This window comes from Streptomyces sp. MCA2, from assembly GCF_023544705.1.
In the GTDB taxonomy this organism is placed as follows: Bacteria; Actinomycetota; Actinomycetes; order Streptomycetales; family Streptomycetaceae; genus Streptomyces; species Streptomyces decoyicus.
This window is the reverse complement of record NZ_JAMJFM010000022.1, coordinates 45,172-70,197: the sequence shown is the minus strand read 5'-3', so window position 1 is coordinate 70,197 and position 25,026 is coordinate 45,172. Positions and strand designations below refer to the sequence as shown.

Below are 25,026 nucleotides of genomic sequence, written 5' to 3'. Positions count from 1 at the left end.
CCGATGATCACCTTCCGCCGCCCGCACAGGAATCGATGGAACCCATGCAGCTCTCCCCGTTCCCGCCGGCGGCGGATCATCAGCCGGTCCTCGCCACCTGCTCCCCCTTCGTCGGACGGGTCGGCGAACTGGAGCGGATCCGCCGGGTGTTGCTGTCCCGGCGGGGCCCGCGCGGTGTTCTGATCGCCGGACCGTCCGGCATCGGCAAGACCCGCCTGCTGGACGAGGCCCCGGCTCTCGCGCCCCGCCGGCGCCTGATCAGCCTGCACCCGCACGCCGAAGCCGCCGTATCAGGGCACGGCACGGACCCCCACCGCTCCCCCGCCACGGCCCGGACACTGGCCGAGCTCACACGTCTTGCGGAGCGTGACCCGGCGGACGCCTGGCTGCTGAGCGTCGACGACGCGCAGCTGCTGGGGCCGGAACTGTGGCCGCTGCTGCACGAGGCCGCCCGGCATCCGACGGGGAAACTGTTGGTGTCGGTGACCACCGACGGACACGGACTGCCGCCGGAACTCCTGGCGTTGTGGAGCGACCGGGCGCTGGTGCGCATGGACCTCCAGCCGCTGGACGCCACCGGCGTCAAGGAACTGACGGACTCGTTGCTCGAAGGGGGGCTCGGGCAGACCAGTGCGGCCCGGCTGGCCCAGTGGTGCGGCGGCAGCCCCCGTCTGCTGCGGGAGGTGGCCCGTGCGGCCGTCGAACAGGGTCTCCTGGTCCGGTCGGAGGGCTGCTGGCACTTCGCCGGTGACCGGCTTCCGGTGCCGCCCTCCGTGCTGGAGCTGGTCGAGCCGCAGTTGCGCGACCTCGACGAGGCGGGCCGTGCGGTGCTGGAGCTGGTGGCGCTGGCCGGCAGTCCGCGGCTGGCATCCGTCGAGCAGTTCTGTGACACCGGACAACTGGAGGAGCTGGAGCGCCGGAACCTGCTGCGCGTCGTCGACGGCAGCGCCGACCCGTCCGGTGCACCACGGGTGCGCATCGCCCACCCGCTCGCGTCGTACGCGATGTCGTGCGGCGTGCCGCCGCTGCGACGCCGTCGCCGGCTGCGGGACTGGATCACTGCCCACCAGGGGCTGACCGCGCTGATGGCCGACGACGGCTGCCTGCGCCTGGCCGAGTGGCACCTGGAGGCCCACGAGACGCCGCCACGGGCCCTGCTGGACCGGGCGATCGAGCAGAGCCTGCGCGACCCGGCGCTGCCGAGCGCCGTACGGCTGACCCGGGCGGCGTGGCGCCACTACCCCGGCACGGACACCGCCGAACTGCACGCACGGGCGCTCACCGCCAGTGCCGACTTCCCCCGGCTGGCAGCGTTCATCACCACGGTGCGCGCCTGCGGTCCCAGGTACGCCCGTGCACTGGAGCGGGCCGAGGCACACAGCATGCTGCTCCAGGCACGGTACGAGGAGCTGGACCGGTTACTGCCACGGCTGCCGGCCGGCGAACAGGCGTACTTCCGGATGACCTCCCGGTATTTCCAGGGCGGCTTCGGCGACGCCTGCGCGCTGGCGGGGGCCCTGCGCCGGAACGGACCGGCGGAACACGCGCTGGAAGCGGGCCTGATCATGATGGGCTCGCTGTGCCACATGGGCCGGCCCGAGCAGGCGCTGGCCCTGTACGCCACGCTCCGCGCCGAGTTGGACCGCGCACCGGGAGGGCCCACGAAGTTCCATGCCGACTCCCTGGAGGAACTGCACGCCTCCGCGCTCCACTACTGCGGCCGCTTCGACGAGGCGGAGCGGATCCACTGGCGGGAGTACGCCCAGGCCGTGCAGGGCCACCACGTCCGCGTCGACGCGCAGCGTGGTCTGGCCCTGGGGCATCTGCTGCACGACCGGGGCACCGTCGAGGCCGCACTGAAGTACTTCACGTTCACCTCCAGTTACCGCGTGGGGTGGCGGCAGTGGCAGGTCAAGGCCGGTATCCACGCGGCGCTCGCGGTCAGCTGCCTGCCGGCGGACCGGCGGCCGGACGACCCGCTGCCCGACGGGCTGACGGCAGGGGATGCCGGACACTGCGCGATGTTCCTTGCGGTGGTGCAGGCCCGGCGCCACCACGAGAGGGGTGACACCGGCGTGGCCGAGCGGGTGCTGCACGACGCGGTGGCGGGGGCGCTGGCGGACGGGGCGCACGCCGACGCCGCCATCGGGCTGCACGAGTGTGCCCGGCTGTCCCTGCCGGTCCCGGAGCGGGCGCCCGCCGATCTGCATCTCGAGGGCGCGTTCCTGCGGGCACGGTGGGCGTACGCGGAGGCGTACCGGTCGGGCGAGCCCAAGCTCATGGGGCGGGTGGCGCGCGCCTTCGCGGACATGGGGGCCGGCCTGTTTGCGGCCGAGGCGTACGCCGAACTCGCGCGCTTCCACCAGCGTGCCGGGGGCACCAAGGCGGCCACCGCCGCCACGGCCAGGGCCCGGGAACTGCTGCGCGGCTGCGGCCCGGTGGACACCCCGCCCCTGCGCTTCCTCGGTCACTCCGCGCTCCTGTCGGACCGGGAGAGGCTGATCGCCGGCCTCGCGGCGGGCGGTCTGTCGGACAAGGAGGTGGCCGAGCGGCTGAGCCTGTCGGTGCGCACCGTCAACAACCATCTGTACCGGGTCTACCGGAAGGTGGGTGCCGCGAACCGCCGGGATCTACGGACGCTGATGACACGGCGCAGCGGCGTATGAGGCCACACGGCCCCGGTGCTCCGTCCTGCCCATGACGGGCCGGGCGGGGCGTCGGATGTACGGGTGACGAGCCGGGCGGCGGCGTCGGGCGTACGGGTGGCGGGCGGGGCGGACCCGCCCGCTGCCGGGCGTGGTCTCAGCGGCGGCGGCGTCGCGCCGGCGGCTTGTCCCCCTGGGCACGCATGAGCGCTTCGGTGTCCGTCATGTAGGCCTCGACGGCCCCGCGGGCGGCGTCCTCGTCCCCCGCGGCCACGGCCTCCGCCACCGGATGGAGGCGGTCCGCGGCGGCTGCGGCGTCCTGGAACGGCTGGGCGAGCGCCTGTCGCACCGGAAGATAGCCGCCGAGCAGGGTGTTCGTCATGAGCAGATAGACGCGGTTGCCGGTGGCGCGGGCCAGGGTGCGGTGGAACTCGGCGTCGGCGAGCTGCACTTGGTCGCTGTCGCTGCCCGTGCGCACCGCGGTGACCTGCTGCCGCAGCGCCGCGACGTCCGTCGGGCCGGCCCGACGCGCGGCCAGGGCCCCGATCAATGCGCCCACTTGGCGGCGCACTTCGAAGATCTCGCCCAGCCAGGCGTCGTCGCGCAGCACCAGGACCGGCAGCAGCTCGGCCGTGCCCAGCCGCCAGAAGTCCCGCACCCGGGTACCGACGCCGTGCCGGGTCTCGACCAGCCCGGACTGCATCAGGCGGACGAACGCGTGCTTGAGGGTGGTGCGGTTGACCCCGTAGGAAGCGGCGAGTTCCCGCTCGGGCGGCAGCAGTGCGCCCACCGGGTGCCGCCCATCGATGATCGCGTCGCGCAGCCGACGCTCCAAGGCGTCGACCGTCGTGTCACGGGTGATCGGTTCCTCCACCGGCGCCCTCACCACTCTCCCCCACTAGCGCCGCCCGAGCGGCCGTCCGCCCGTGCCGTGCGCGCACCACCGTACAAGGCCGCCTCCCGGGCCCGTCAGGTGGCCGCGTCGTCCCCGCGTCGTCCGCCCCGGCCGTGCAGACGCGTTGACGGACGGCGGGCAGGTGGGTGACGCTACGTCCGTCCGGTCCATTGGCTCAGCCACTGGTCCTCTTTCGGTGACGGCGATTCGGTGACGGCGAGCCGCAGGGTGTCACCGGCTGGTCGCCGTACGGCGTCACGGCACCGCCGACGTGCAGGAAGCGCCTCAAGACGTGCAGGAAGCACCCCGATGAAGACCACGAGTCCGGCCGGCCGGTCCCGGCCCGAGCGCCCCTGGCCCCTGCTCGGCCGCGACGCGGAGCTGGACGAGGCGGCCCGCGCGCTGTGCGACCCACGCAGCAACGGTGTGCTGGTGGCCGGAGCGTGCGGCACCGGCCGCAGCAGACTGGCGTACGAGTGCGCGCAGTTGGCCCGCCGCCGAGGTCATCCGGAGTTGCGCGTCACGGCCACACCCACGGCCCGCTCGGTGCCCTTCGGCGCCCTGGCCCACCTGCTGCGGCCCGGCTCCGGCGGAGCCCCGCCCACGCTGCGCGACACCGGACCGGCCTCGGGGCGGCGGCCCGTGCTGCTCCTGGACGATGCCCACCACCTGGACGGGGCGTCAGCCGGGCTGCTCGCCTCCTGGCTGCGCACCGGCCGGGTGGCCCTGGTCGCCACCACCGACGCCACGCACCCTCCCGTATGGCCGGACCCTGCGCTGCACCGCGTCCATCTGCGGCCCCTGCCCCAGGCGGTGGTGACCGATCTGGTCGAACGGGTGCTGGGCGGGGCCGTCGAGCGCAGAGCGGTGCGCATGCTGCACCGGGCCAGCGGCGGACGGCCGCGGGACCTGCGGGAACTGGTGGACGGCGCGGTGCGGCACCGGACGCTGGTGGCGGAGGGCGGCCTGTGGCGCCTGGTGGGCCCGCTCTCGGCGACCCCGCGGCTGCGGGCACTGATCGAGACCCGGCTGCGGCACCTCGACCCGCAACACCTCGGCCTCCTCGAACGGTTGGCGGTGTGCGGGCGCCTCCCCCTGGACCCGCCGCACCGGGCCTCCGCGGACCTCCTGGCGGACGACGGCTGGGTACGTCTCGTCGAGGAGGGGCCGTACACCTGCGCCGAACTCGCCGGGCCGCTGTACGGGGACGTGCTGCGCGCGGCCCTGCCGGTGCAGCGGACCCGCCGGATCCTGCGGGACCAGACCGCCCGGTCGCGGGATCGGGACACCGGCCCTGCCGGGCTGCTGAGGTCGGTGCGCTGGCGACTCGACGCGGCCGACGGCGTCGGCCCGGACGAGCTGGAGCACGCCCTCGTGCTGGCCCGCCGGACCCACGACCACGCCCTCGCGCTGCGGCTGGCACGGCAGTTGGCGCGGATCCGTCCCCGTCCCCGTTCGCTGCTGCTGCTCGCCGAGGAGCTGTACGAACACGGGCACCCGCGGGAGGCGGAACGGGCGGTGCGGCGGGCGCTGCGCGAGTCCACCCGGGACGACGAGCGCTTGGCGGCCGTGGTGCTGCATGCTCAGAGCCTGGCGTTCGGTCTGCTGCGGGTGGACGAGGCGTTCACGGTCAATGCGGCGGCCCGGCGCGCGTTCGCCGGCCACCCGGACGAGGCGGTACTGGGGGCGAACGAGACCGCGCTGTGGAGCCTGGTGGGGGATGTGCGGCGGGCGGAACAGACCTGGCGGACGGTCGCGCCGGAACCGGGCTCACGGGCCGACGTGATAGCGGCGGTGCCACGCGTGTACTGCCTGACCGAATCGGGCCGCACCGGCGAGGCGGTACGGGCCGCCCGGCTGTCGCGGGCCGGCCGCCGGCCGTGCACCGCCGTGGACGCCATGGCGCATCCGGCGCTGCTGGTGGGCGCCGAAGCCCGCGCGCTGGCCGAGTCCGGGTCACTGGCGGCGGCCGAGGATCTGGCGCGGCAGGGGTACGACCTGGCGATGGACTCACACGCCGGCAGCGCCCAGACGTGGCTGGCGGAGTACCTGGGCTGGATCTGCTACCTGCGCGGCCGGTTGCCCGAGTCGCGCGTCTGGTACGGCAGCATGCTGGCGCACGCCCGTGAGGTGGGACTGCGTTCCGGGGAGTGGGCGGGGCTGTGCGGGCAGGCACTGACCGCGGCGGTGGGCGGCGACGCCGAGCGCGCCGAGCAGTGGTGGGAGGAGGCCGGGTCCCTGCGGCCCGGCCGCTGGTGGCGTCCGGAGGCGGCGCTGGTCAGCGCCTGGATGGCGGCGGCGGCCGGGCAGTTGGGGCGGGCCCGCGGGCTGGCGCTGGAGGCCGCCGGGGCGGCCGGCCGGCGCGGTCTGCTGACCGCGCAGTCGCACCTGTTGTGCGACGCGGCACGGCTGGGCGCGGCGGCGCAGGCCGAGCAGCCGCTGCGGGCACTGGCTGCCGGGTCCGACAGCGCCCTGGTGGCCGCCCGCGCCGACTTGGTGCGCGCGCTGGCCGCCGGCCGGGCCGACCTGCTGGAGCGGTGCGCCGGACGTCTGGCTTCCCTGGGGGCGGCGCTCCTCGCGGCGGAGGCCTGGAACGCGGCCGCCACCGCGTACCTCCGCGCGGGTGCCGACGCCTTTGCGCAGGGTGCCCGGGAGCGCGCCTTGACGCTCATGGGACCGGCCCCGAGTGCCCGCACCCCGGGGCTGGTGCCGCCGTCCGTACGCTCCCGGCTGACCGCACGCGAACTGGAGGTGGCACTGGCGGCGGCGAGCGGCCTCAGCAGCAAGGAGATCGCCGCCCGCTTGACCTTGGCGGCCCGCACGGTCGGCAACCATCTACAGCGGATCTACACCAAGTTGGAGGTCTCTGACCGCGCGGCACTGGGCGGGGTGATCCATGGTTGCGTCGTGGGGCCCGTCGTCAGGCCCGTCGCGAGGTGAACCGCGAGGTGAACTGCGGGCGGCGGTGCGAACGGGCCGGAGGTAACGGGCCCGTGGGTCGGTGGGGGGACGGGACGCCCGGGCCCGGAGCCCCGTCGTCGCAGCCCGGGGCCCGGTCGTCGTTGCGGGAGCCTGGTCGTCGCGCCCCGGGGCGGCGTTCGGCGGCCGCCGGAGGGGAGGTACGGGCAGCGGCCCGGCAGGCGCAGTGACTGCCACAATCCCCACAACCACCGCAGTCACTACAACTACCTCACCATGCGGGCGAGTTCGCCGCGCGAGGTGACGCCGAGCTTGGCGTAGGCCCGCTGAAGATGGTTGTCGACGGTACGGACCGAGAGCACCAGACGGGCCGCGATCTCCTGGCTGGTCAGTCCGTCCGCCGCGAGCCGCGCGACGTGCTGCTCGCGCCCCGTGAGCGGCCGTACCTCGGCACCACGTACCCGAGGAGCGGTGAGACGGTCTGCGCCGCAGCGGTCCAGCAGCCGACGGGCCAGTACGGCGGCGGCCGCGGCGGTCCGCGGGTCACCAGCCCGCTCGGCGGCGGCAGATGCCCCGGTGGCGGCTTCGGCTCCCATCATGTCCGCGCCCAGTTCCTCGCACCGCTGCGCCACGTCGCGCAGCCGCCGGTGGTCGTCGACGGCGAGTGCCGCGGCGAACCGTGCCCTGAGGCCGGCGAGGGGGCTGTCGCCGTCCGCGGCCAGTTCCGCCAGTCTGCCGCCGACCTCGACGGCGGCGCCGAGCCGCGCGGCGTCGGCCAGGAGCCAGCTCTCGTAAGAGGACATACCCGCCGCACGGGCCTGCCCGGCCGCTTCGGCGAGCACCTGTTGCGCCTCCTCGGTCGCGCCGTCCGCCGCCGTCTGCCAAGCGGTGGCGAGCTGCCGCATCAGCCGGGCGGCGTGCTGGCGCTCCCCCTCCGGGCACCAGGCCGTCTCCAGCGCGGTGCGCGCCCGGTCGGCGCGGCCCGTCTGGGCGAGCACCACGGCCAGTCCGGCGCCCGCGAAGGCCGTTGCCCGCCGCGCCTGTTGGCCACACGCCAGACTCAGCGCCTCGGTGAACCAGTCGTGGGCCGGCCCGAGGTGCCCGGCGATCAGTTCACAGCGGCCCAGGTGCGCGGCGAGCCAGATCTGCGGTGCCGGCGCCCGGGCTCCGACCGCCCGGGAGAACGCGGCCCGGCCCACCTCGCGCGCCTCCTGTGTGCGCCCGGCATCGGTCAGCGCCGCGACGCGGTAGATCGCGGGCCCGCTGCCGTGCGAGGAGGGTCTGCCGTGCCGACCCTCGCTCTCGGCGGCGGTCAACTCCTCGTGGACCACGCGCGCCAGCTCCACGGCCTGGCCGCTGCGGCCCGTATAGGACAGCGCGAGGGAACGCTGCAACTGTGCCCACATCCGAAGCCGCGGGACGGCGATCTTCTCCGCGTCGGCGAGCAGTCGCAGGGCATCGGGCACCCGTCCGCTGTACAGCAGGTAAGCCGCCTCATTGACCCGCAGCACCCGCCTGCCGCTCTCGTCCAGCCGGGCGGCGGCCCGGGTGTTGACCTCCAGGGTGCGGGCGGTGTCCCCGAGTCCCCAGTACAGGTTCTGGGTGCGCTCCATGGTGACCGTCAGCAGGTCCTCGTCCCGCTCCGCCAGGCGTTCCGCGGTGCGCAGGCACTCCTCGGCGGCTGCCCAGCGGCCGGTGTGGTGGTGGGCCTCGCCACGCAGCAGCCAGACCTCCAAGGTGGCCTCCCGCGCCGGGACCGTGGCGAGCAGACCGACGACCGTCGGGTAGTCGCATACGTGCCGTGCCATCCGGGCCGCGGGAAGCAGTGTGTCGAGGCCGACCGGCAGCCCGGCCGCCAGGCGCCAGGACGCCAGGCGCAACGCGTCCTCACGCCGCCGGGCGCCCAGTGCGGTGAGGTGAGCGGCCTGCTCCCGGTAGAGGGCACGGCGACGCGCGGCGGGGATGCCGCGGCGCAGCACCTGGCCGTACAGGGGGTGGTCCAGCACGCACACGGTGCGTCGTCCGTCCATGCGGACGCGTACCAGTCCCTGCTCCTCCAGCGTCTCGATGTCGTCGGTGTCGCCGGCCCCGTACTGAAGGGCGTCCAGGGGCAACGGCTCGCACAGGGCGAGGCGTTCGAGCAACCGGTGCTGGCTTCCGCTGCGGCTTTCCAGCCGGCTCCGGACGATCCCGGTCAGACGGCGGGTCCCGGCCGGCCGTCCGGTCAGCCGCCACAGCCCGTCCTCGCACCCGAGGACACCCGAGTCGAGGGCACCGACGACCAGTTCGCGCAGCACCAGCGCATTGCCGCGCGAGTCCTGGGTCAGCGTGCTCAACGCGGCGTGCTCCACCGGCCCGCCGAGGAAGCCGCGGACGAGAGCGGCGACCTCCCCCTCGCCGAACCCGCCGAGATCCATGCGTCTGGTGCTGTCCTCGTGCTCGAAGGACTCCACCACGTCCGAGGGCGGTGCCGGGGTACGCACCGTGCCGACCAGGAAGACCGCGCCCGTCCGGGCCAGGTGACCGAGCAGCACCGCGGAGGCGTTGTCCAGCAGCGGGAGATCGTCGACCAGCACCACGCCGCGCCGGGACCGCCCGTCCGAGCCGTGCGGGGTGAAGGCCTTCGCCGCGGCATGGAAGGTGAGGACGGGGTCGTGCACGGGCGCGTCCGGCGGCAGCAGATGCCCGAGGGCGCCGAGCGGCAGTGCGGCGTCCGCCGTGGTGGCGACCACCCGTTCGGTGCGATAGCCCTGCCGTTCCGCGTGGCGCAGGCACTCCTCCGCGAGCCGGCTCTTGCCCACGCCGGCCGGACCGTGCACCAGCAGGGCGGACACCGTACCGCCACCGAGGTACGTCTCGAACGCGGCCAACTCCTCGGACCGTCCCGCGAACGGCCACCGGTGACGCCGGCCGACACCCGCTGTGGACGCCCCCTCGTGACCGTTGGCCCCGTGGCCGTTGGCCTCGTGGAAGTCGGCCTCGTGGAAGTCGGCCTCGTGATCGTCGACCTCGTGGCCGTCCGGTGCCGAAGATGACCGGGCGGACGTCACACGATGCTCCCTCCCTGTCGTACCGCTGTCCCTGACCCCCGGACGTGACGACGGACGCCAGGCCCCGGCCCTCCCTCTCCCAGCATGATGCCTGCCGGCCGTCGGCGTATGAGCAGCCATTGCTCATACGGTGCCGACGCCGCCCGCCCACGGCCGCAGGCCGGGCCGGGGCCCTACCCGGTTGCCGGCGGCGTTCGTAGGGCACCGGCGGCGAGAGCGTTCGCATAGGGTCGCGGCATGGACTTGACCGGGAGGGTCTGGGGCGCCACCGGCCCGGAGCAGGAAGCACGCTATCCGTGTGATCACCTTGTGGAGGCCCCGTCCGAGGGGTGGATCCGGGCCGTGGACGTGTCGGCACCGGCCGGCCTCACCTTCCGTTGGCTACGGCAGCTGACCATCGCCCCGTACAGCTACGACTGGATCGACTTCCGCGGACACAAGAGCCCGCAGCAGCTCGTCCAGGGACTACCGGATCTGGCCCCGGGACAGCCGTTCCTCGTGTTCGAGATCGCGGACTTCGACACGGACAGGCACATCACCGGTGTCCTCCCGCCCCGGCTCGCCGAGCGGCACGGACAGATGGCGGTGAGCTACACCCTGCGCCCGCACGAGGGCGGCTGCCGTCTGGTGGTCAAGGTCGTTGCCGGGGTCAAGGGGTCACTCGCCCACAGGCTGCGCCGCAGACTTCTCGCCTGGGGCGATCTCGTCATGATGCGCAAGCAGTTGCTGACCCTCAAGAGGCTGGCCGAACGGGATGCCGACGGCTAGGCGACGCGCGGATCGTGACAGGTCGGTCGCCCGAGCTGGGGGCCGGGGCGTGACTTTCGGACCGCGCCGGGCCAGTAGCTCAGTGCGGCGGAGCGAGCGTCAAACCAGTCGTACCGTTCTGCCCGGCGTGGCACCATCGCCGGCATGCCCGGATCCATGACACCCGATCAGCTTGCCGCCCGACCTCTCGTGCGCTCGACGCGGCCGTCGCCGCGGGCCGCGGTCCCGGGCTCACGGTGACCGACGCGACGGTGCTCCATGACGTGTTCTCCGTGGTCGTGCACCTCGCTCCGTCACCCGTGGTGGTCCGGGTGCCCACCGTCCTGCCGTCGTACGCCGACCTCGACATCCAGGCGGCGCGACAGCGGGTGGAGCTGGACGCCGGGGTTCCATAACGCCCGTCCCGGCTCATGGGACGCGGCCACCATGGCCGACCGCTCCTCGCGGACCGGCGGGCGTCTCATGATCTGCGTGCTGCCCGTGCGACGTCTCGGGCTGCCGTATCCACGCGGCCAGTAGCCGAAGCGCCTCTTCGGAGCTGGAGCCTGCCTCGGCGGTGTAGACACTCAGCCGCTGGTCCGGGTCGGCGGGCAGGGTGAGGGACTCGTAATTGAGGGTGAGCGGGCCGACGACCGGGTGGTGGAAGTGTTTGCTGCCATGCGTGTGCCGATACACGTTCTGGTCGGCCCACCAGCGGCGGAAGTCCTCATCAGTGATCGAGAGTTCGCCGACGAGTTCGGCCAGCAGTGGATCGTGGGGATGGCGTCCGGCGTCGCGCCGGAGCGAGGCGACGATGTCCTGCGCGTGGGTGTCCCAGTGGGCATACAGCGAGCGGGCCGTCTCGTCGCAGAACATGAACCGCACCAGGTTCCGCTCGCGGGGCGGCAGCGCGTCGAAGTCGGTGAGCAGCGCACGTGCCATCTGGTTGGACGCAAGTACGTCCAGTCGCCGCCCCAGCACAAGGGCGGGGGTGTGCTCGAGGATCCGGAGCAGGTCGCGCAGCCCCGGGCGGACCGGCTGCGGACGCGTCGCCGTGCGGCGGGGCCTGCCTGCGGCGGGCTTGGCGAGCTGGAACAGATGGGTGCGTTCGACGGGATCGAGGCGTAGCGCGCGGGAGATGGCGTCCAGCACGGACTCGGAGACGTTCAGTCGGCGTCCGCGTTCCAGGCGTACGTAGTAGTCGACGCTCACGCCCGCCAGTTGCGCGACCTCTTCGCGGCGCAGTCCTGGCACTCGCCGAGAGCCGCCGTCGTCGGACAGGCCCGCCTGGCGCGGGGTGATCCGTGCCCGCCGGGAGCGGAGGAACTCACCGAGAGCTGTGTTGCGGTCCATGCCGTTCACGATAGGGCCCGAGAGCGCCCCGACGGCCCGCGAAAGGGGGACTGGCAGTCCCCCGGTCCGGCTGTCCCCGGGGCGAAGCAGGCTCCCCGGAAGCCGATCAGCAGCCGATTCCGGTGCTGAAGTGGAACGTGTCGAGAGCGACCGGGGCCCAACACCGCCCCGGTCGGCTTCTGTTCACATCGCAACGTAAGGAACTCCTGTGCCGGACACCAAGACATTCCTGATCACCGGCGTCAGCACCGGCCTGGGCCGCGCACTCGCGCGCGCGGCGTCGGCCGCGGGCCACCGGGTGGTGGGCACGGTGCGCACGCCCGCCGACGCACGGGCCTTTGAGGCGCTCGCCGGCGACACGCACGCCCGCATCCTGGACGTGACCGACCATGACGCGGTGGACACGGTCGTGGACGAGACCGAGCGCGACCTGGGCCCGGTCGACGTACTCGTCGCCAACGCCGGGTACGGCCATGACGGCCTCTTCGAGGAGTCGTCGATGGATGACCTTCGCCGTCAGTTCGAGGTGAACGTCTACGGAACCGTGGCCGTGATCAAGGCCGTGCTGCCGCACATGCGGGAGCGCCGTTCAGGCCACATCATCGCCGTCACCTCGATGGGCGGGCTGATCACCATGCCCGGCCTCAGCTTCTACCACGGCAGCAAGTTCGCGGTGGAGGGCATCCTCGAAACGCTCGGCAAGGAGGTCGCAGATTTCGGCATCCATGTCACCGCCGTCGAGCCGGGCAGTTTCCGGACCGACTGGTCGGGCCGCTCGATGATCCGCGCACCCCGTGTGATCGCCGACTACGACGAGCTGTTCGAGCCGCTGCGCGCCCGGCGCATCCACGGCAGCGGGCGCCAGCCGGGCGATCCGGACAAGGCCGCGGCCGCGGTGCTGCGCATCGTGGCGGCCGACCAGCCGCCGACGCGCCTGCTGCTCGGCACCGACGCGCTTCAGCTCGTCCAGGCCGGACGCGACGCCTTCGAGCGCGACATGCTGGCATGGGCCGAGCTGTCGGCCTCCACCGACTTCGACGACGTCAGCCGGTCCGCCTGACGTCACTCACTGCCGGGCTCCCGGCGCGGGGCCTCGACGGCGGCCGTCATCACCGAGCCGGACCGCTCTTGGACCACCACAGCCGGACCTGGTCGTAGCCGTTCACGCCACCCAGCGCCTCCTGGGGGCAACCGGGTGGAGGTGAAAACTCAAGTCAGGACCTGTCTTCAAAGTCGTTGTGCCGGTGAGCTGTTCAGGTGCGTCGGCGCACTTGCGGACTGCCGAGTCGGGCGGTGCTGTGGAGGCGGCGGTCGCCCGCTTTCCGGCGGGCCGAAGGTACTGCTCAGCGCAGTACGGCTGCCAGCAAGTCGGTCCCCAGCGCTGTCAGATCGGGCAGGTGGAGGGTGTGGCGGACGTAGCGTCCGTGCCGCCGGGCCGTGAGGAGGCCCGCGCGGCGCAGGACGGCGAGGTGGCGGGAGACCTCCGGGAGGGAGAGTTCCCAGGCGTGCGCCAGCTCACCGGTGGTGTGCGGGCCGCGGGCCAGGGTGCGCAGCAGCCGCAGTCGTACGGGATGTGCGAGTGCCTCCAGCCGTAGGGTGACCGTTTCCAGCGATACCGGCTCCGATGGGCTGGGCTCGGCCACGGGGTACTGCACCACCGGCTGCCACCCGGGCGCGTGGACCACCACCAGGTGCGGGCTGCCGAAGACACTGGGGATGAAGGTGACCCCGGTGCCGTGGGCGGCGGTCGCCTTGTCCTGAAGCTTGTCCACGATGATGCAGCCGCCGTCCGGTGCCAGGGTGACCGCGCCGGAGACCGAGGCGAGTGCCGCCCCGAGGCCCTGGCGCTTCAGCAGGTCGTTCTTCAGGCGCAGGTCGGTGGCGAGCTGCACGGCGGCGCCCGTCCAGGCGGCGTCGAAGAAGGCCTCGGCGCACTGTTCGAGGGTGTGGCGCACCCGTGCCCGCACGGCGGCCGGGTCCGCGAGCAGCCGTTCCGCGAAGGCTTCTTGCCGCACGCCGCGGGCCTGGGCCAGGTCCAGGGCCCGCTCGCGCGCAGTCGTGTCGGTGAGCGGCGAGGGCGCGACGAGGTGGGCCCGGTTGCCGCCGCACGTGGTGACGAGCGCGGCGGTCACATACGTTGCGTCGTCGATCCGGTCCACGTCGTCCAACTCCTCGGCGAGGGTCGGCCGAGGCCGGGCGGGGAGCAGGAAGTCGGCCTGCGAGGAGCGCCAGAGGAACTCCGCCTCCCGCAACCGCTCGGCCAGCTCCGGCCGCAGCCCGGCCCGGACATCGCCGGCCCAGCCGGCGCGCTGCGGATGATGCCCGGGTTCGGCCAGTACGTGCAGCATCGCGGTCAGCTCGGCCAGCGGGGAGGCGGCGAACCGCAGTCGCTCGGACGGCAGGCCGCTGATGTCGATCCTCAACGTCACCCCCTCATCATCACCGACCGGATGTCCGACACGGTCCCGCCGAGGACGAGGGCACGACGACGGCAAGGTCACGCCGACGACGAGATCAGGTCGACGACGAGGTCACGTCGCTTGACGGTGTCCGTCAAGCGACGTGGCCGGGCCGGCGGCCGACCGCACCGTTGGCGCCATGGCAACCACCACCAAGATCCGGCCCCGCGCCCTCGTCCGTGCCTCCGGAGGCCCCCGCTATGCCGTCGCCCTGGCCGTGGACGCGCTCGGCACCGGTCTGCTGCGGCCCTTTCTGCTGCTGTACGGGGTGACGGTGCTGAGGCTGTCCGCGCCGGCCACCGGCATCGCCATGACGGTCGGCATCGTCGTGGGTCTGGTGTGCATGCCCGCGGTGGGCCGATGGCTGGACCGGGGCGCCCGCAGCACGGTCGTGGCGGCGTCGATGCTGGTGCGGGCGCTGGGCGTGGCGCTGCTGCTGGCCACCCCGGCGGGGCACGTCTGGCTGTTCGCGACGGCGGCGCTCTTCCTCGGCATCGGCAACCAGGCATGGCCGGCCGCCCACGCGGCTCTCGTGGCCACGGTCGCCCACGGCCGGGAACGCGACGCCGCTCTCGCGGGAGGCCGCGCCCTGCGCAATGCCGCCCTGGGCGCGGGCGCGCTCCTCGCCACCGCATGCCTGGCGGGCGGTACCACCGCCTTGCAGGCGCTGGCAGCCGTCACCGGGCTCGCCTATCTCGCTGCGGCGGCCTTGGCGTGGTCGGTGCACCTGCGTGCGCATCCGGCCGCCGCCCCGGCCGAGGACACGGCCGACGGGCCCGCACCACGGATGCGCGCGCTGCTGGCCGCCAACGTGGTCTACGTCTTCTGTCTCAACGTCCCCGAAATCGCGCTCCCGCTGGTCCTGGTGACACAGTTGCACGCATCCCCGGTGTGGTCGGCAGCCATCTTCGTGGCCAACACGGTGCTGGTGGTCACCCTCCAGGTTCCGGTCACCGTCCTGATGTCCCGCTTCCCCCGGCGGACCGTGCTGGCTCTGGCCGGCGTGGTACTCGCCGCGTCCTACCTCGGCTTCCTCGCGGCCACCTCGCTGGGACACGGCTGGGGTGCCCCGGCCGTCGCCACGGTGTCCGTGGTCTGCACCATCGGCGAGATCATTTATGCCGGCAGCGCCACCGCGCTCGTCACCGCCCTCGCCCCGGCCCATGTCCTGGGACGCGCCCTCGCCCGCTTCGAGCTCTCCACGGGCTTCGGCCTCGCCGTCTCCCCGGCGGCCATCACCGCTCTCGCACCTCACGGCCCGGCCGCCCTCTGGGGCAGCCTCGCCGCCGCGACGCTCCTCTCCGCCTCCGCCGTTGCCACGGAGAAGGATCAGGGAACGCGGCTCGGCGGTTGCCAATCGGGCATACGCCGCGCGGGCATACGCCGCGCGGGCTGACGGGCTTCCCCCGTTTCAGCCCGACACCATCGGCGGCGGACCGGCCTGGGAGTCCTCTCCTTCGTATGCCGCCAGCGCGGCCTGGCGGCTCTCCAGTACCTCGCCGAGGTCCTCGGGGGCCACCCGGTCCTGCGCCAGCTTCATCCGGGCCTTGGCCTCCACGAAGGCCCATGCCTGCCGGGCGCGCTTGTTGGCCAGACGCCTGCTGTCACCCCGGAGGAAGGCGGCCCCGGCGGCGAACCCGGCAGCGATCAGGGCCACCAGCGCCGCGGGCACACGTGCGTCCACCGATGCCAGCCCCGCCGCTCCGGATACACCGGCGAGGAGGGCCGCGGGGAAGCCCAGGGCGATATCGACCTTGACCCAGAATTCCGCTCTGCGGTGCGCAAGGTCCTTCTGTCGCGTCGCTTCGTCACATAACCGCTCGACCTCGGCGCGCGGCCGGCGCGAGGGCTCGTTCCGGGAGAGTGACACGGTTCCGGGAGAGGTACTGGCCATGCCTGGATTCCAACACAGGGGAAATGCAAGGGACTTGTGCGGACGTGCACAGTCTTACGGGGCCTCCGTGGTGGGCTCCGGACAGATCGGCCGGCGCGGGGCGGCCCGAAGAGGGGCGTCCCTCCCCCGGCGCCGGGAGGCCCGCCCCGCCGTACCGGATGCTCCCTCCGTACAGACGATTACTGTGGGGGGATCCGCCGGCGTGGAACCGGCGGACGGGCGGCCCGCTTCTCGCGCGTCGCCCTGGAGCCCGACGAAAGGTGCGGACATGACAAGCGTGCACGGCGCCCCCCTGGACCTCCCCACCCCGGACGGTGTCGCCGACGCCTATCTCGCCCACCCCGACGACGGCGAGCCGCACCCCGGCGTCCTGCTGTACATGGACGCCTTCGGGCTGCGCCCCGCGCTGGAGGAGATGGCCAGGCGCCTGGCCGGGCACGGCTACACGGTGCTGGTGCCCAACGTCTTCTACCGCTCCGGGCGCGCCCCGGTGGTGGACCTGCCCGATTTCATCGACCCCTCCCAGCGGCCGGAGATCTTCGAGCAGCTCGCCCCGGTCATGCGGTCCCTCACCCCCGCCCCGGCCATGCGGGACGCCGGCGCCTACCTCGACTGGCTGGCCGCCTCGCCCCTGGTCACCGACGGCCCGGTGGGCACCACCGGCTACTGCATGGGCGGTGTCCTCGCCCTCCGCACCGCCGCCGCCCACCCCGACCGCATCGCCGCCGCGGCCTCCTTCCACGCCGGCCGCCTGGTCACCGACGACGAGGACAGCCCGCACCGGCTGGCCGGCCGTATCAAGGCGGAGCTGTACTTCGGGCACGCCGACCAGGACGGTTCGATGCCGGCCGACCAGATCAAGCGCCTGGAGCAGACCCTGGACGCCGAAGGCGTGTCCTACCGCAGCGAGCTGTACGAGGGCGCCCACCACGGCTACACCCAGAGCGACACCGCCGCCTACAACGCCGAGGCGGCCGAGCGTCATTGGCGCAATCTGCTGGAGCTCTTCGGGCGCCGCCTCTGACACCACGGGCGGGACCACCGGGGAGACGCCGTTCCGCCCGGGGGCCGTGCCCGCGATGCCCCGCCGACCCGCTCGCACGTTTGCCGCGGGTCGGCGGGGCATCGCCGTTGAAGGACCCGTCGACGGAGTGGGCGCGAGGGCTCCCGCGTCGGCAATCGCACCGAAGTGACCTGCACCCGGGCGGAGTTGGTGGTCGTCGTGGTCTGTGGAGCGGCCCACCCGACAGGAGACCGACGGAGGCTCGGCACAGGTCCCACTCCCCCGCTCGGCGCGCGCTCCCCTGACGCTCGGGGTGACGGCTGACCGGATCGTCCCGTCGGCCGGCTCGCGGGGCCGGTGCCGACCGCTCACTGCGTGCTGCCGTCCACCGTGGTGGGCCCGTGGTCACCGGTGCGGGTGACCCTGTGCCCCGGTTGGCGCCGGTGCTTTGCGGGGTGGCCGATTCGATGCTGGGCTGGTGTCACAAGCCGTGCACCGGCTGGCTTTGGTGTGCCCTTGTGTCCTTTCCGCATCACCTTCCGCATCACTTTCCGCCTCATATGCCGCCTCAGCGTGCCGGGAGCCGCATCCGCCTGCGCGCGCAGCTCCCCGACGCTCGCGAAGCTCCAGCAAAGGAGAGAAGTGACCACTACCTCCATGCGCCCGACGGCCGCCCCGGACATCGAGCAATTGCCGGAACCGCCACTGCGCAGATCCACGGAAATCCAGGGCAACATCCTGGCCGCTTTCAACAAGGACTACATGACGTTCCGCTACGTGCGCTTCCCCGACGACAAAGGCGCGGGGGGACGCGGCTGGCTGTCCGTCATGCTGAACACGGTCTCGGTGACCGAGGCGGTCGAGGACTTCAATGAGGAGTTCTCCCTTTCCCGCCGGGCCTACGGGCAGGATCCGTCCCTCACCGCCACCTGGGTGGGGGTGTCCTTAACTTTCCAGGGTCTGCTTCAGGTCGCCCGCGAGCCCGAAAAGGTGAAACAGGATCTGACCCACTTCGGTTCGTTCGTGAAGGGCGCGGACGGCATGGCGGCCAGCCTCGGGGACGAGGGGACGAGCGGCCCCGAGAACTGGCTTTTCGGCTCGGACCGCACCGACGTACACGCCGTACTGCTCGTCGCCGCGGACACCGAGGAGGCGCTCGACGAAAAGCTCAAGAACATCACCGCGGCGGATTCGGCGCACGGTGTGGTGCTGGTCCATCAGGATGACGGCCGTACCCTGACGGGCGACCTGCGCGGGCACGAGCACTTCGGGTACAAGGACGGCATCTCCCAGCCGGGAGTCAAGGACTTCCACCGCGAGGACCGGGACAACCCCGGATTCCGCGAGAACCGCGCGGGGGCCGTCATGGTCGAGCCCGGTGAATTCGTCTTCGGTCACAAGAGTGAGAGCGGAAACCCGCCCGAGGGACCCAAGTGGCTGGACAACGGTTCTCTTCAGGTGGTGCGCCGGCTGCGGCAGGACGTCTCCGCCTGGAATGACGCAGTGGTACGCGAGGCGGGCAAGTTCCGGCCGAGCGGCATCTCCCCCGAGCTGCTGGGCGCGTGTCTGGTCGGTCGGATGAAAGACGGCACGCCGCTCGCGCAGGGCGAAAACCCGGTGACCGGGGTCGGTCCCGGGCGCAATGACTTCACCTACGAGAACGACGGGCAGGGGAAACTGACCCCGTGCGCCGCGCACATCCGCAGAACGACTCCCCGCCGCTTCGAGCCCACCCAGCGTCACCGCATCATGCGCCGCGGCATTCCGTACGGTCCCGCGTACACCCGGGGCAATGACGACACGGACCGCGGCCTGATGTTCGTCTGCTACGGCACCTCGCTCGAGCGGCAGTACGAGTTCGTCCAGCGGATCTGGTCGAACAACCCGAACTTCGTGCCCGGAACCAGTGGTGCGCCCAACGGCATCGACAAGGTGACCGGCACCATCAAACAGGGGGATCCCGGCAGCCCGGACGCCCGTATCGCGCTGGCCGACGGCCACGAAGGCACCGTGTCGATGGACCGGTTCGTGCGGACCACCGGTGCGGTGTACGCCTTCACGCCCTCCATCACCACCCTGCGGCGGCTTGCCGCGAACCAGTCCCTGCACGAGAAGGTCTGAGCCGCCATGAATGACACCCGCCATGACCTGCACGGTCGGCCCACCGGAGCCGAGCGCGCCAACGAGAAGACCTATCAGCAGCTCGCCCGCGAACTCCTGCTGATCGGCCCCGAGCCGGCCAACGACGACCTCAAGCTCCGCTACCTCGACGTGCTGATCGACGAGGGTCTGGAGCGCCCCGCCACCCCCAAGCGCATCCTGATCGTCGGCGCGGGCATCGCCGGTCTGGTCGCAGGCGATCTGCTGACCCGCGCCGGGCACGATGTGACGATCCTGGAGGCCAACGCCAACCGGGTCGGCGGCCGGATCAAGACCTTCCACACCAAGAAGGGCGAGCCGCCGCCCTTCACCGACCCCGCGCAGTACGCGGAGGCCGGGGCGATGCGCCTGCCCAGCTTCCATCCGCTGACCCTGGCGCTGATCGACAAACTCGGCCTGAAGCGGCGGCTGTTCTTCAACGTCGACATCGACCCCACGACGGGCAACCAGACCGCTCCCGTCCCCCCGGTGGTCTACAAGTCGTTCAAGGACGGCAAGATCTGGACGAACGGCGACCCCAGCCCCGAGTTCCGGGAGCCGGACAAGCGCAACCACAGCTGGATCCGTACCAACCGCGCGCAGGCACGGCGCGCCCAGTACGCCACGGACCCGTCCCAGATCAACGAGGGCTTCCACCTCACCGGCTGCGAATCGCGGCTGACCGTCGGCGAGATGGTCAACCAGGCCCTGGAGCCGGTGCGCGACTACTACTCCGTGCTCCAGAGCGACGGGAAGCGGATCAGCAAGCCCTTCAAGGAGTGGCTGGACGGCTGGGCCGGGGTCATCCGCGACTTCGACGGCTATTCGATGGGCCGCTTCCTGCGCGAGTACGCCGGGTTCAGCGACGAGGCCATCGAGGCGATCGGCACGATCGAGAACATGACCTCGCGGCTGCACCTCGCGTTCTTCCACAGCTTCCTGGGCCGCAGCGACATCGACCCGACCGCCACGTACTGGGAGATCGAGGGCGGCAGCCGGATGCTTCCCGAGGCGCTCGCCAAGGATCTGCGGGAACAGATCGTGATGGGCCAGCGGATGGTCCGGCTGGAGTACTACGACGCGGGCCGCGACGGCCACCACGGCGGGCTCGCCGGGCCGGGCGGCCCCGCTGTCGCCATCCAGACCGTGCCCGAGGGCGACCCGTACGGAGAGGTGCAGACCTGGACCGGTGACCTGGCGATCGTCACCATCCCCTTCTCCAGCCTGCGGTTCACCACCGTGACCCCGGCCTTCTCGTACAAGAAGCGCCGCGCCGTCATCGAGACGCACTACGACCAGGCCACCAAGGTGCTCCTGGAATTCTCGCGCCGTTGGTGGGAGTTCACCGAGGACGACTGGAAGCGGGAGCTCGACGCCATCGCGCCCGGTCTGTACGAGTACTACCAGCGGTGGGGTGAGGATGACGCCGAGGCCGCGGTGGCCGTGCCGCAGAGCCTGCGGGACCTGCCCACCGGGCTGCTCGGCGCCCATCCGAGCGTGGACGAGAAGCGCATCAGCCCGAAGCAGGTGGAGTACTACCGGAACTCCGAGCTGCGCGGCGGTGTACGGCCGGCCACCCACGCCTACGGCGGCGGCTCCGCCACCGACAACCCCAACCGTTTCATGTACTACCCCTCCCACCCCGTCCCCGGAAGCCAGGGCGGCGTGGTGCTGGCCGGCTACTCCTGGTCGGACGACGCCGCGCGCTGGGACTCCTTCGAGGACCACGAGCGCTACGGCTACGCCCTCCAGAACCTCCAGTCCGTGCACGGCCGCCGGATCGAGGTCTTCTACACCGGTGCCGGCCAGACCCAGAGCTGGCTGCGCGACCCGTACGCCTGCGGTGAGGCGGCTGTCTACACCCCGCACCAGATGACCAGCTTCCACCTCGATGTGGTGCGGGCCGAGGGTCCTGTGCACTTCGCCGGTGAGCATGTGTCGCTCAAGCACGCCTGGATCGAGGGTGCGGTGGAGACGGCCGTACGTGCCGCCATCGCTGTCAACGAGGCTCCCGCGGCGGACGAGAGCGCCGTCGGCGGGCGGGCCGCGGCGCCCCGCGAGCGCCGGGAATCCACCACCTCACCGGACCGGACACGAGAGGACGTGCTGACGTCATGACCCCATCCAAGACCTGCACGGTGGCCGAGTACCTGGCCCTCAGGCTGGAACAGCTCGGCATCACCCATCTGTTCGGCGTTCCCGGCGACCACCTGGGCCCGTTCCTGTCGACGCTGCACGAGAAGACCGCGGTGCGCTGGATCGGCACCCCCACCGAGGGAGGCGCCGGCCAGGCCGCGGACGCGTATACGCGGGTGAAGTCCGCCGACGCGCAGATCACGCTCGGCGAGCAGGGCATCGGCGCGGTCGCGGTCACCTACAGCGTGGGCGCGTTCAACCTGCTCAATGCGATCGGCGGCGCCTTCGCGGAGTACGTACCGCTGATCGCGATCAACGCGGCCCCGTCGTACGAGTCGTGGCTCAACCAGCAGGCGATCGGCCTGCTCACCTCACACATGTCCCAGCGCCCCGAGAGCAACCTGGACGTCTACCGCCAGGTGACGGTGGACGCCCAGGCCATCTCCAATCCGGGCCTGGCCCCCACCCAGATCGACAGCGCGATCACCGCATGTCTCTCCCACCGCAGGCCGGTGTACCTGGAGGTCATGGATGACGTCTGGGAAGCGCAGTGTCCCGCACCGCAAGGCCGTCTGACGCGGCGGGAGCGGCCCGTCACCGCGAAGAACCAGCGCATGCTCGAACGGGCGGTCACGGCATGTGTGGACCTCGTCCGGACCTACCGCAACCCGATCCTGTGGGCCGGCGAGGAGATCGACCGCTTCCGGCTGTCCGACGAGTTCGAGAAGCTGGTCCGCGAGACCCGTATCCCGTTCTGCACCACCGTGGGCGCCAAGTCCGTGGTGTCGGAGTACACCCCGGGCTTCTCCGGCGTCTACAACGGCAAGGCCAGCAATCCGCAGGTCGCCGAGGTCTTCAACAACGCGGGCTGCCGTATCGGGCTGGGTTCGTGGGCGACCTCGAAGAACCTCGGCGGCGAGCGGTCGATCGGCGACGACTGGGCGGTCGCCGCCCACGACGGGGTGCGTGTCGGCGCCTCGTACTTCCCCGATGTGCAGCTCGCCCGGTTCCTCCCCGCGCTGCGCGAGCGCCTGGTGGCCGAGTTCGGAAGCGGCTCCTTCGCCGCGGACTACTTCGCCAGCGCCCATGGCGAGGGCCTCGACGTCCCCGACAGCACCGCCGCCTACCTGGCTTCCCAGAGCGGCGGGCCCTACCCGGAGACCGTGACGTACGACAGCTTCTTCCGCCATGTCAACGCCTTCCTCGACTCGCAGACCACTGAGCCCTCGGGCGAGCGCAGCAACCCGTTCACCGTGGTGTGCGACGCCGCGTTCGCGCTGATCGGCTCGATGAACCTGCGGATGGCGGAACGCGCCTCGTACGTGGCGCAGAACAGCTGGCTGTCCATCGGCTACTCGGTCGGCGCGGCCACCGGGGTGGCGCTCGGGCGGAGCCAGGCGGCAAAGCGCCCGATGGTCTTCGTCGGCGACGGCTCCTTCCAGGAGACGTGCCAGGAGATGTCCACCCATGTGCGGCACGGTCTGCGCCCGGTGGTGTTCATCCTGGACAATGAGGCCTTCTACGGCATCGAGCAGATGCTCATCCACCCCTGCTACTACAAGGACGGGGCACCGTCCTCCGACGGCGCCGACTTCTACAACGAACTGCACCCCTGGCAGTACGAGAAGCTCGCGGAGGTCTTCGGCTCCGCCAAGCACCCGATGCACGGCTTCGCCGTCCGTACGCACGACGAACTCGCCTCCCTGCTGCAACGGATCGCCGAACCCAGCGACAAGATCAACCAGGGCCCGGTCATCGTACGGGTGCAGTTCAAGCGGCACGACTATCCCGAGGCGCTCAAGTACAAGATCACCGAGAACTGTCCGCCGTCCGGCGGCGCGCTCTCCGAAGGGAACGTGGGATGACAGGGGTCGCGATGCCTCGGACCGGTTCCGGCGCGTCCCGACGGATTCCGGCGTGTTCTGACGGGCTCGGCTGAGCTCTGACGAACCCGGGGGTGGAGGCCCCCGTTTAAGGGCCGGTCCGGCGGTGCCTGAGGCCGCATCCAGGGTGGCGTGAGTTCCCTGGATGCGGCCATGGCCGGCCCGGCCCCCTCCCGTACCGCCGCCGCCTCAGGAGGGGAGCGCCGACGAGCGCCGGAGTCCGCTCCGGGCCGTGCGGGTCAGACGGCAGTGGGAGTGGGTGGCAGGACCGGTCCGCCGTCCCGCGGTCCGGCGGCGGGGCCCGCGCCGGGTCTCTCTCTGTCCGCGGTGGGAAGAACCAGCATCTTCGTCACCGTGCCGTCGTCCCCGACCACGTCGCGGACGTGCGCGAATCCCAGCTTCCTGCCCAGCGCCAGACTCGCGGCGTTCTCCGCGCCCACCATTCCGTAGACCTCGTCGAGCTTCAAGGTGTCGGCTGCGTAGTCCAGCAGACCGCATACCAGCTCGGTGCCCACGCCCTTCCCCCAGCTCTGCCTGACCAGGGCGGCGACCATCTCGTAGCCGTCGACGTTGCCCGTCTTCTTGATCTCCGCATGGCCCACATAAACGCCCTCGGCCCAGACACCCCACACATCGAACATGTTTTTGGGATAGATTTCGTTGAGAATTGCTGCGAATACGGCCCGGATCTCTTCTTCGGGTGACCGCTCCTGCCCCATCCAGCGGCAGACCTCTTCGTCACGGAGCAGGGCCACGAAGGCATCCTCGTCCTCGGGCCGGTAGGGCGAAAGAACCAGTCGTTCGGTACGCAGGATCGGGGTCATTCCAGGTTCCCTTCTCATCGTGAACGCCACGTGGTCTCGGTGGGGTGAAAGGCAATGCCGGTACGGGTGCAGGAGGGGCGTATTCCGGGTGGCGCAGGCAGCCCTCAGAGGGATGCTCAGGCCGCTTCCGGGCATACGCGGGCAGCCGTGAGGTGATCCGATGTCCGCTGAACTCCGTTCGGAGGAACGGGAGTTACCGCCTCATACGGTCGAACGCGGCGGCTCGCTGACGGAGCGGAGCGGCGCCGCGCCCTCCGGCCGGGCACGACGGCGCCTCGTCACGGACCGGCCATGGAGAAAATACCCCGCGATGCGCAGTTCCCTCACCCCGTAAAAGTCCCGAACTCCACTCTCAGGCATCCGGCCTGGGCGGCATGTCACTGGTATAGCGTAATAGGCGCCTATCGTCACTACTTTGCACCAAAACCGATATGCCGGGTAATGAAGATGTACGACATCATTTGCCGTAGGGCATCGGAACGCACGGATGATGCGAGGGGCTGCGGCCGCCGGGCGGCCGGGCAAAGGAAAGCGGCCACCAGGAAATCTCTCCTGGTGGCCGCGGTATTTCAGGGGGATGGGGGGCGAGCCCGGTTCAGTTGTGGCCCTGCGGGGCGGATCCGGTCAGGAGCCGACGTGGTCCATGCGTTCGCGCAGGCTGCGGGGCCGCATGTCGGTCCAGACCTCGTCGACGTAGGCGGAGCACTCGTCCTGGGTGCCTTCCTTGCCCACGGCGTGCCAACCGGCGGGGATCTCCAGGTCGGCCAGCCACAGCGAGTACTGGTCCTCGTCGTTGCGCAGCACCTGGTAGCGAGCGTTCTCGTCCATGTCACGTTCTCCTGTCGTGGATTGACTTGTCGGTCGGGCAGGTCATCGGGCGGTCGGGCGGTTCATCGGGCGGTCGGGCGATGGGTGGCAGCAGGGGCCGGGTCGTGTGATCCGGTAGTGCGGTCCGAGGGGGCCGGGCGGGCGGGTGATCCCGTTCAGGCTGCCGTCAACGGCCGGTGCGCGACGGCCTTTTCGGTAAACCGACGCGGCGAGGTACGCGAGCGTCGCCGGTACGGCGGTGGCCGCGACGA

The 25,026-nt window shown here is 71.9% G+C and carries 17 protein-coding genes; 10 read left to right on the top strand and 7 right to left on the bottom strand.

Annotation, left to right across the window (positions count from 1 at the left end; genetic code table 11):
- Positions 1–35 precede the first annotated feature (35 nt).
- Positions 36–2,666 carry a LuxR family transcriptional regulator gene (locus M8I34_RS19665; protein WP_250050738.1) on the top strand — a complete coding sequence of 877 codons (2,631 nt, stop codon included), beginning with the start codon at positions 36–38 and terminating at the stop codon, positions 2,664–2,666.
- Between the two features lie 136 nt (positions 2,667–2,802).
- On the opposite strand, the gene M8I34_RS19660 is transcribed toward M8I34_RS19665, so the two are convergent.
- On the bottom strand, positions 2,803–3,519 hold the full coding sequence (locus tag M8I34_RS19660) for an FCD domain-containing protein (protein ID WP_250050737.1): 717 nt from the start codon (positions 3,517–3,519) through the stop codon (positions 2,803–2,805).
- A 330-nt stretch (positions 3,520–3,849) separates the two neighbouring features.
- Between M8I34_RS19660 and M8I34_RS19655 the strand changes: the two genes are divergently transcribed.
- Positions 3,850–6,480, top strand: a complete 2,631-nt coding sequence (locus M8I34_RS19655) for a helix-turn-helix transcriptional regulator (RefSeq protein ID WP_250050736.1) — start codon at positions 3,850–3,852, stop codon at positions 6,478–6,480.
- A 245-nt stretch (positions 6,481–6,725) separates the two neighbouring features.
- Here the strand turns inward: M8I34_RS19655 and M8I34_RS19650 are convergent, their stop codons facing one another.
- A complete protein-coding gene (locus M8I34_RS19650; protein WP_250050735.1) occupies positions 6,726–9,509 on the bottom strand; it encodes a LuxR family transcriptional regulator in 2,784 nt (927 codons plus the stop codon).
- Positions 9,510–9,746: 237 nt separating this feature from the next.
- On the opposite strand from M8I34_RS19650, the gene M8I34_RS19645 reads away from it, so the two are divergent.
- Both M8I34_RS19645 and M8I34_RS41935 read left to right on the top strand, forming a co-directional pair.
- Positions 9,747–10,277, top strand: coding sequence for a hypothetical protein (locus tag M8I34_RS19645; protein WP_250050734.1), 531 nt, complete (start codon positions 9,747–9,749; stop codon positions 10,275–10,277).
- A gap of 236 nt (positions 10,278–10,513) precedes the next feature.
- On the top strand, positions 10,514–10,672 hold the full coding sequence (locus M8I34_RS41935; protein ID WP_250050733.1) for a hypothetical protein: 159 nt from the start codon (positions 10,514–10,516) through the stop codon (positions 10,670–10,672).
- Between the two features lie 13 nt (positions 10,673–10,685).
- Here M8I34_RS41935 and M8I34_RS19635 read toward each other — a convergent pair whose 3' ends face one another.
- Positions 10,686–11,609 (bottom strand): helix-turn-helix transcriptional regulator, encoded by a 924-nt coding sequence (locus M8I34_RS19635; RefSeq protein ID WP_250050732.1) that lies wholly within the window; start codon positions 11,607–11,609, stop codon positions 10,686–10,688.
- Between the two features lie 208 nt (positions 11,610–11,817).
- On the opposite strand from M8I34_RS19635, the gene M8I34_RS19630 reads away from it, so the two are divergent.
- The gene (locus tag M8I34_RS19630) at positions 11,818–12,669 is read left to right on the top strand and encodes an oxidoreductase (protein WP_250050731.1); all 852 of its coding nucleotides are present in this window, start codon (positions 11,818–11,820) and stop codon (positions 12,667–12,669) included.
- A 283-nt stretch (positions 12,670–12,952) separates the two neighbouring features.
- Here M8I34_RS19630 and M8I34_RS19625 read toward each other — a convergent pair whose 3' ends face one another.
- Positions 12,953–14,038 carry a DUF5937 family protein gene (locus M8I34_RS19625; protein ID WP_250050730.1) on the bottom strand — a complete coding sequence of 362 codons (1,086 nt, stop codon included), beginning with the start codon at positions 14,036–14,038 and terminating at the stop codon, positions 12,953–12,955.
- Positions 14,039–14,207: 169 nt separating this feature from the next.
- Here M8I34_RS19625 and M8I34_RS19620 point away from each other — a divergent pair, with 169 nt between their 5' ends.
- The gene (locus tag M8I34_RS19620; RefSeq protein WP_250050729.1) at positions 14,208–15,464 is read left to right on the top strand and encodes an MFS transporter; all 1,257 of its coding nucleotides are present in this window, start codon (positions 14,208–14,210) and stop codon (positions 15,462–15,464) included.
- A gap of 15 nt (positions 15,465–15,479) precedes the next feature.
- Here M8I34_RS19620 and M8I34_RS19615 read toward each other — a convergent pair whose 3' ends face one another.
- Complete coding sequence (locus tag M8I34_RS19615; RefSeq protein WP_244416592.1) at positions 15,480–15,962, bottom strand: hypothetical protein; 483 nt, start codon at positions 15,960–15,962, stop codon at positions 15,480–15,482.
- A gap of 268 nt (positions 15,963–16,230) precedes the next feature.
- On the opposite strand from M8I34_RS19615, the gene M8I34_RS19610 reads away from it, so the two are divergent.
- The 4 genes from M8I34_RS19610 (at position 16,231) to M8I34_RS19595 (ending at position 23,105) form a co-directional block, all read left to right on the top strand.
- Positions 16,231–16,986: a dienelactone hydrolase family protein gene (locus M8I34_RS19610; protein ID WP_250050728.1), complete on the top strand. Its 756-nt coding sequence runs from the start codon at positions 16,231–16,233 to the stop codon at positions 16,984–16,986.
- Positions 16,987–17,607: 621 nt separating this feature from the next.
- On the top strand, positions 17,608–19,086 hold the full coding sequence (locus M8I34_RS19605; RefSeq protein WP_250050727.1) for a Dyp-type peroxidase: 1,479 nt from the start codon (positions 17,608–17,610) through the stop codon (positions 19,084–19,086).
- A 6-nt stretch (positions 19,087–19,092) separates the two neighbouring features.
- Positions 19,093–21,222 carry an FAD-dependent oxidoreductase gene (locus M8I34_RS19600; RefSeq protein ID WP_250050726.1) on the top strand — a complete coding sequence of 710 codons (2,130 nt, stop codon included), beginning with the start codon at positions 19,093–19,095 and terminating at the stop codon, positions 21,220–21,222.
- Positions 21,219–23,105: an alpha-keto acid decarboxylase family protein gene (locus tag M8I34_RS19595; RefSeq protein WP_250050725.1), complete on the top strand. Its 1,887-nt coding sequence runs from the start codon at positions 21,219–21,221 to the stop codon at positions 23,103–23,105. Before M8I34_RS19600 ends, M8I34_RS19595 begins: the two co-directional genes overlap by 4 nt.
- 257 nt (positions 23,106–23,362) lie before the next feature.
- Here the strand turns inward: M8I34_RS19595 and M8I34_RS19590 are convergent, their stop codons facing one another.
- Together M8I34_RS19590 and M8I34_RS19585 are read right to left on the bottom strand one after the other, a co-directional pair.
- On the bottom strand, positions 23,363–23,947 hold the full coding sequence (locus M8I34_RS19590) for a GNAT family N-acetyltransferase (protein WP_250050724.1): 585 nt from the start codon (positions 23,945–23,947) through the stop codon (positions 23,363–23,365).
- Positions 23,948–24,571: 624 nt separating this feature from the next.
- A complete protein-coding gene (locus M8I34_RS19585; RefSeq protein ID WP_030077941.1) occupies positions 24,572–24,775 on the bottom strand; it encodes an MbtH family NRPS accessory protein in 204 nt (67 codons plus the stop codon).
- Positions 24,776–25,026: the final 251 nt, after the last annotated feature.

What these genes read in the sequence shown, in the direction of transcription:
- M8I34_RS19665 (WP_250050738.1), top strand. Translation starts at nt 36, where the DNA reads ATGGAACCCATGCAGCTCTCCCCGTTCCCGCCGGCGGCGGATCATCAG.
- M8I34_RS19655 (WP_250050736.1), top strand. Translation starts at nt 3,850, where the DNA reads ATGAAGACCACGAGTCCGGCCGGCCGGTCCCGGCCCGAGCGCCCCTGG.
- M8I34_RS19645 (WP_250050734.1), top strand. Translation starts at nt 9,747, where the DNA reads ATGGACTTGACCGGGAGGGTCTGGGGCGCCACCGGCCCGGAGCAGGAA.
- M8I34_RS19635 (WP_250050732.1), bottom strand. Translation starts at nt 11,609, where the DNA reads ATGGACCGCAACACAGCTCTCGGTGAGTTCCTCCGCTCCCGGCGGGCA.
- M8I34_RS19620 (WP_250050729.1), top strand. Translation starts at nt 14,208, where the DNA reads ATGGCAACCACCACCAAGATCCGGCCCCGCGCCCTCGTCCGTGCCTCC.
- M8I34_RS19615 (WP_244416592.1), bottom strand. Translation starts at nt 15,962, where the DNA reads ATGGCCAGTACCTCTCCCGGAACCGTGTCACTCTCCCGGAACGAGCCC.
- M8I34_RS19610 (WP_250050728.1), top strand. Translation starts at nt 16,231, where the DNA reads ATGACAAGCGTGCACGGCGCCCCCCTGGACCTCCCCACCCCGGACGGT.
- M8I34_RS19600 (WP_250050726.1), top strand. Translation starts at nt 19,093, where the DNA reads ATGAATGACACCCGCCATGACCTGCACGGTCGGCCCACCGGAGCCGAG.
- M8I34_RS19595 (WP_250050725.1), top strand. Translation starts at nt 21,219, where the DNA reads ATGACCCCATCCAAGACCTGCACGGTGGCCGAGTACCTGGCCCTCAGG.
- M8I34_RS19590 (WP_250050724.1), bottom strand. Translation starts at nt 23,947, where the DNA reads ATGACCCCGATCCTGCGTACCGAACGACTGGTTCTTTCGCCCTACCGG.
- M8I34_RS19585 (WP_030077941.1), bottom strand. Translation starts at nt 24,775, where the DNA reads ATGGACGAGAACGCTCGCTACCAGGTGCTGCGCAACGACGAGGACCAG.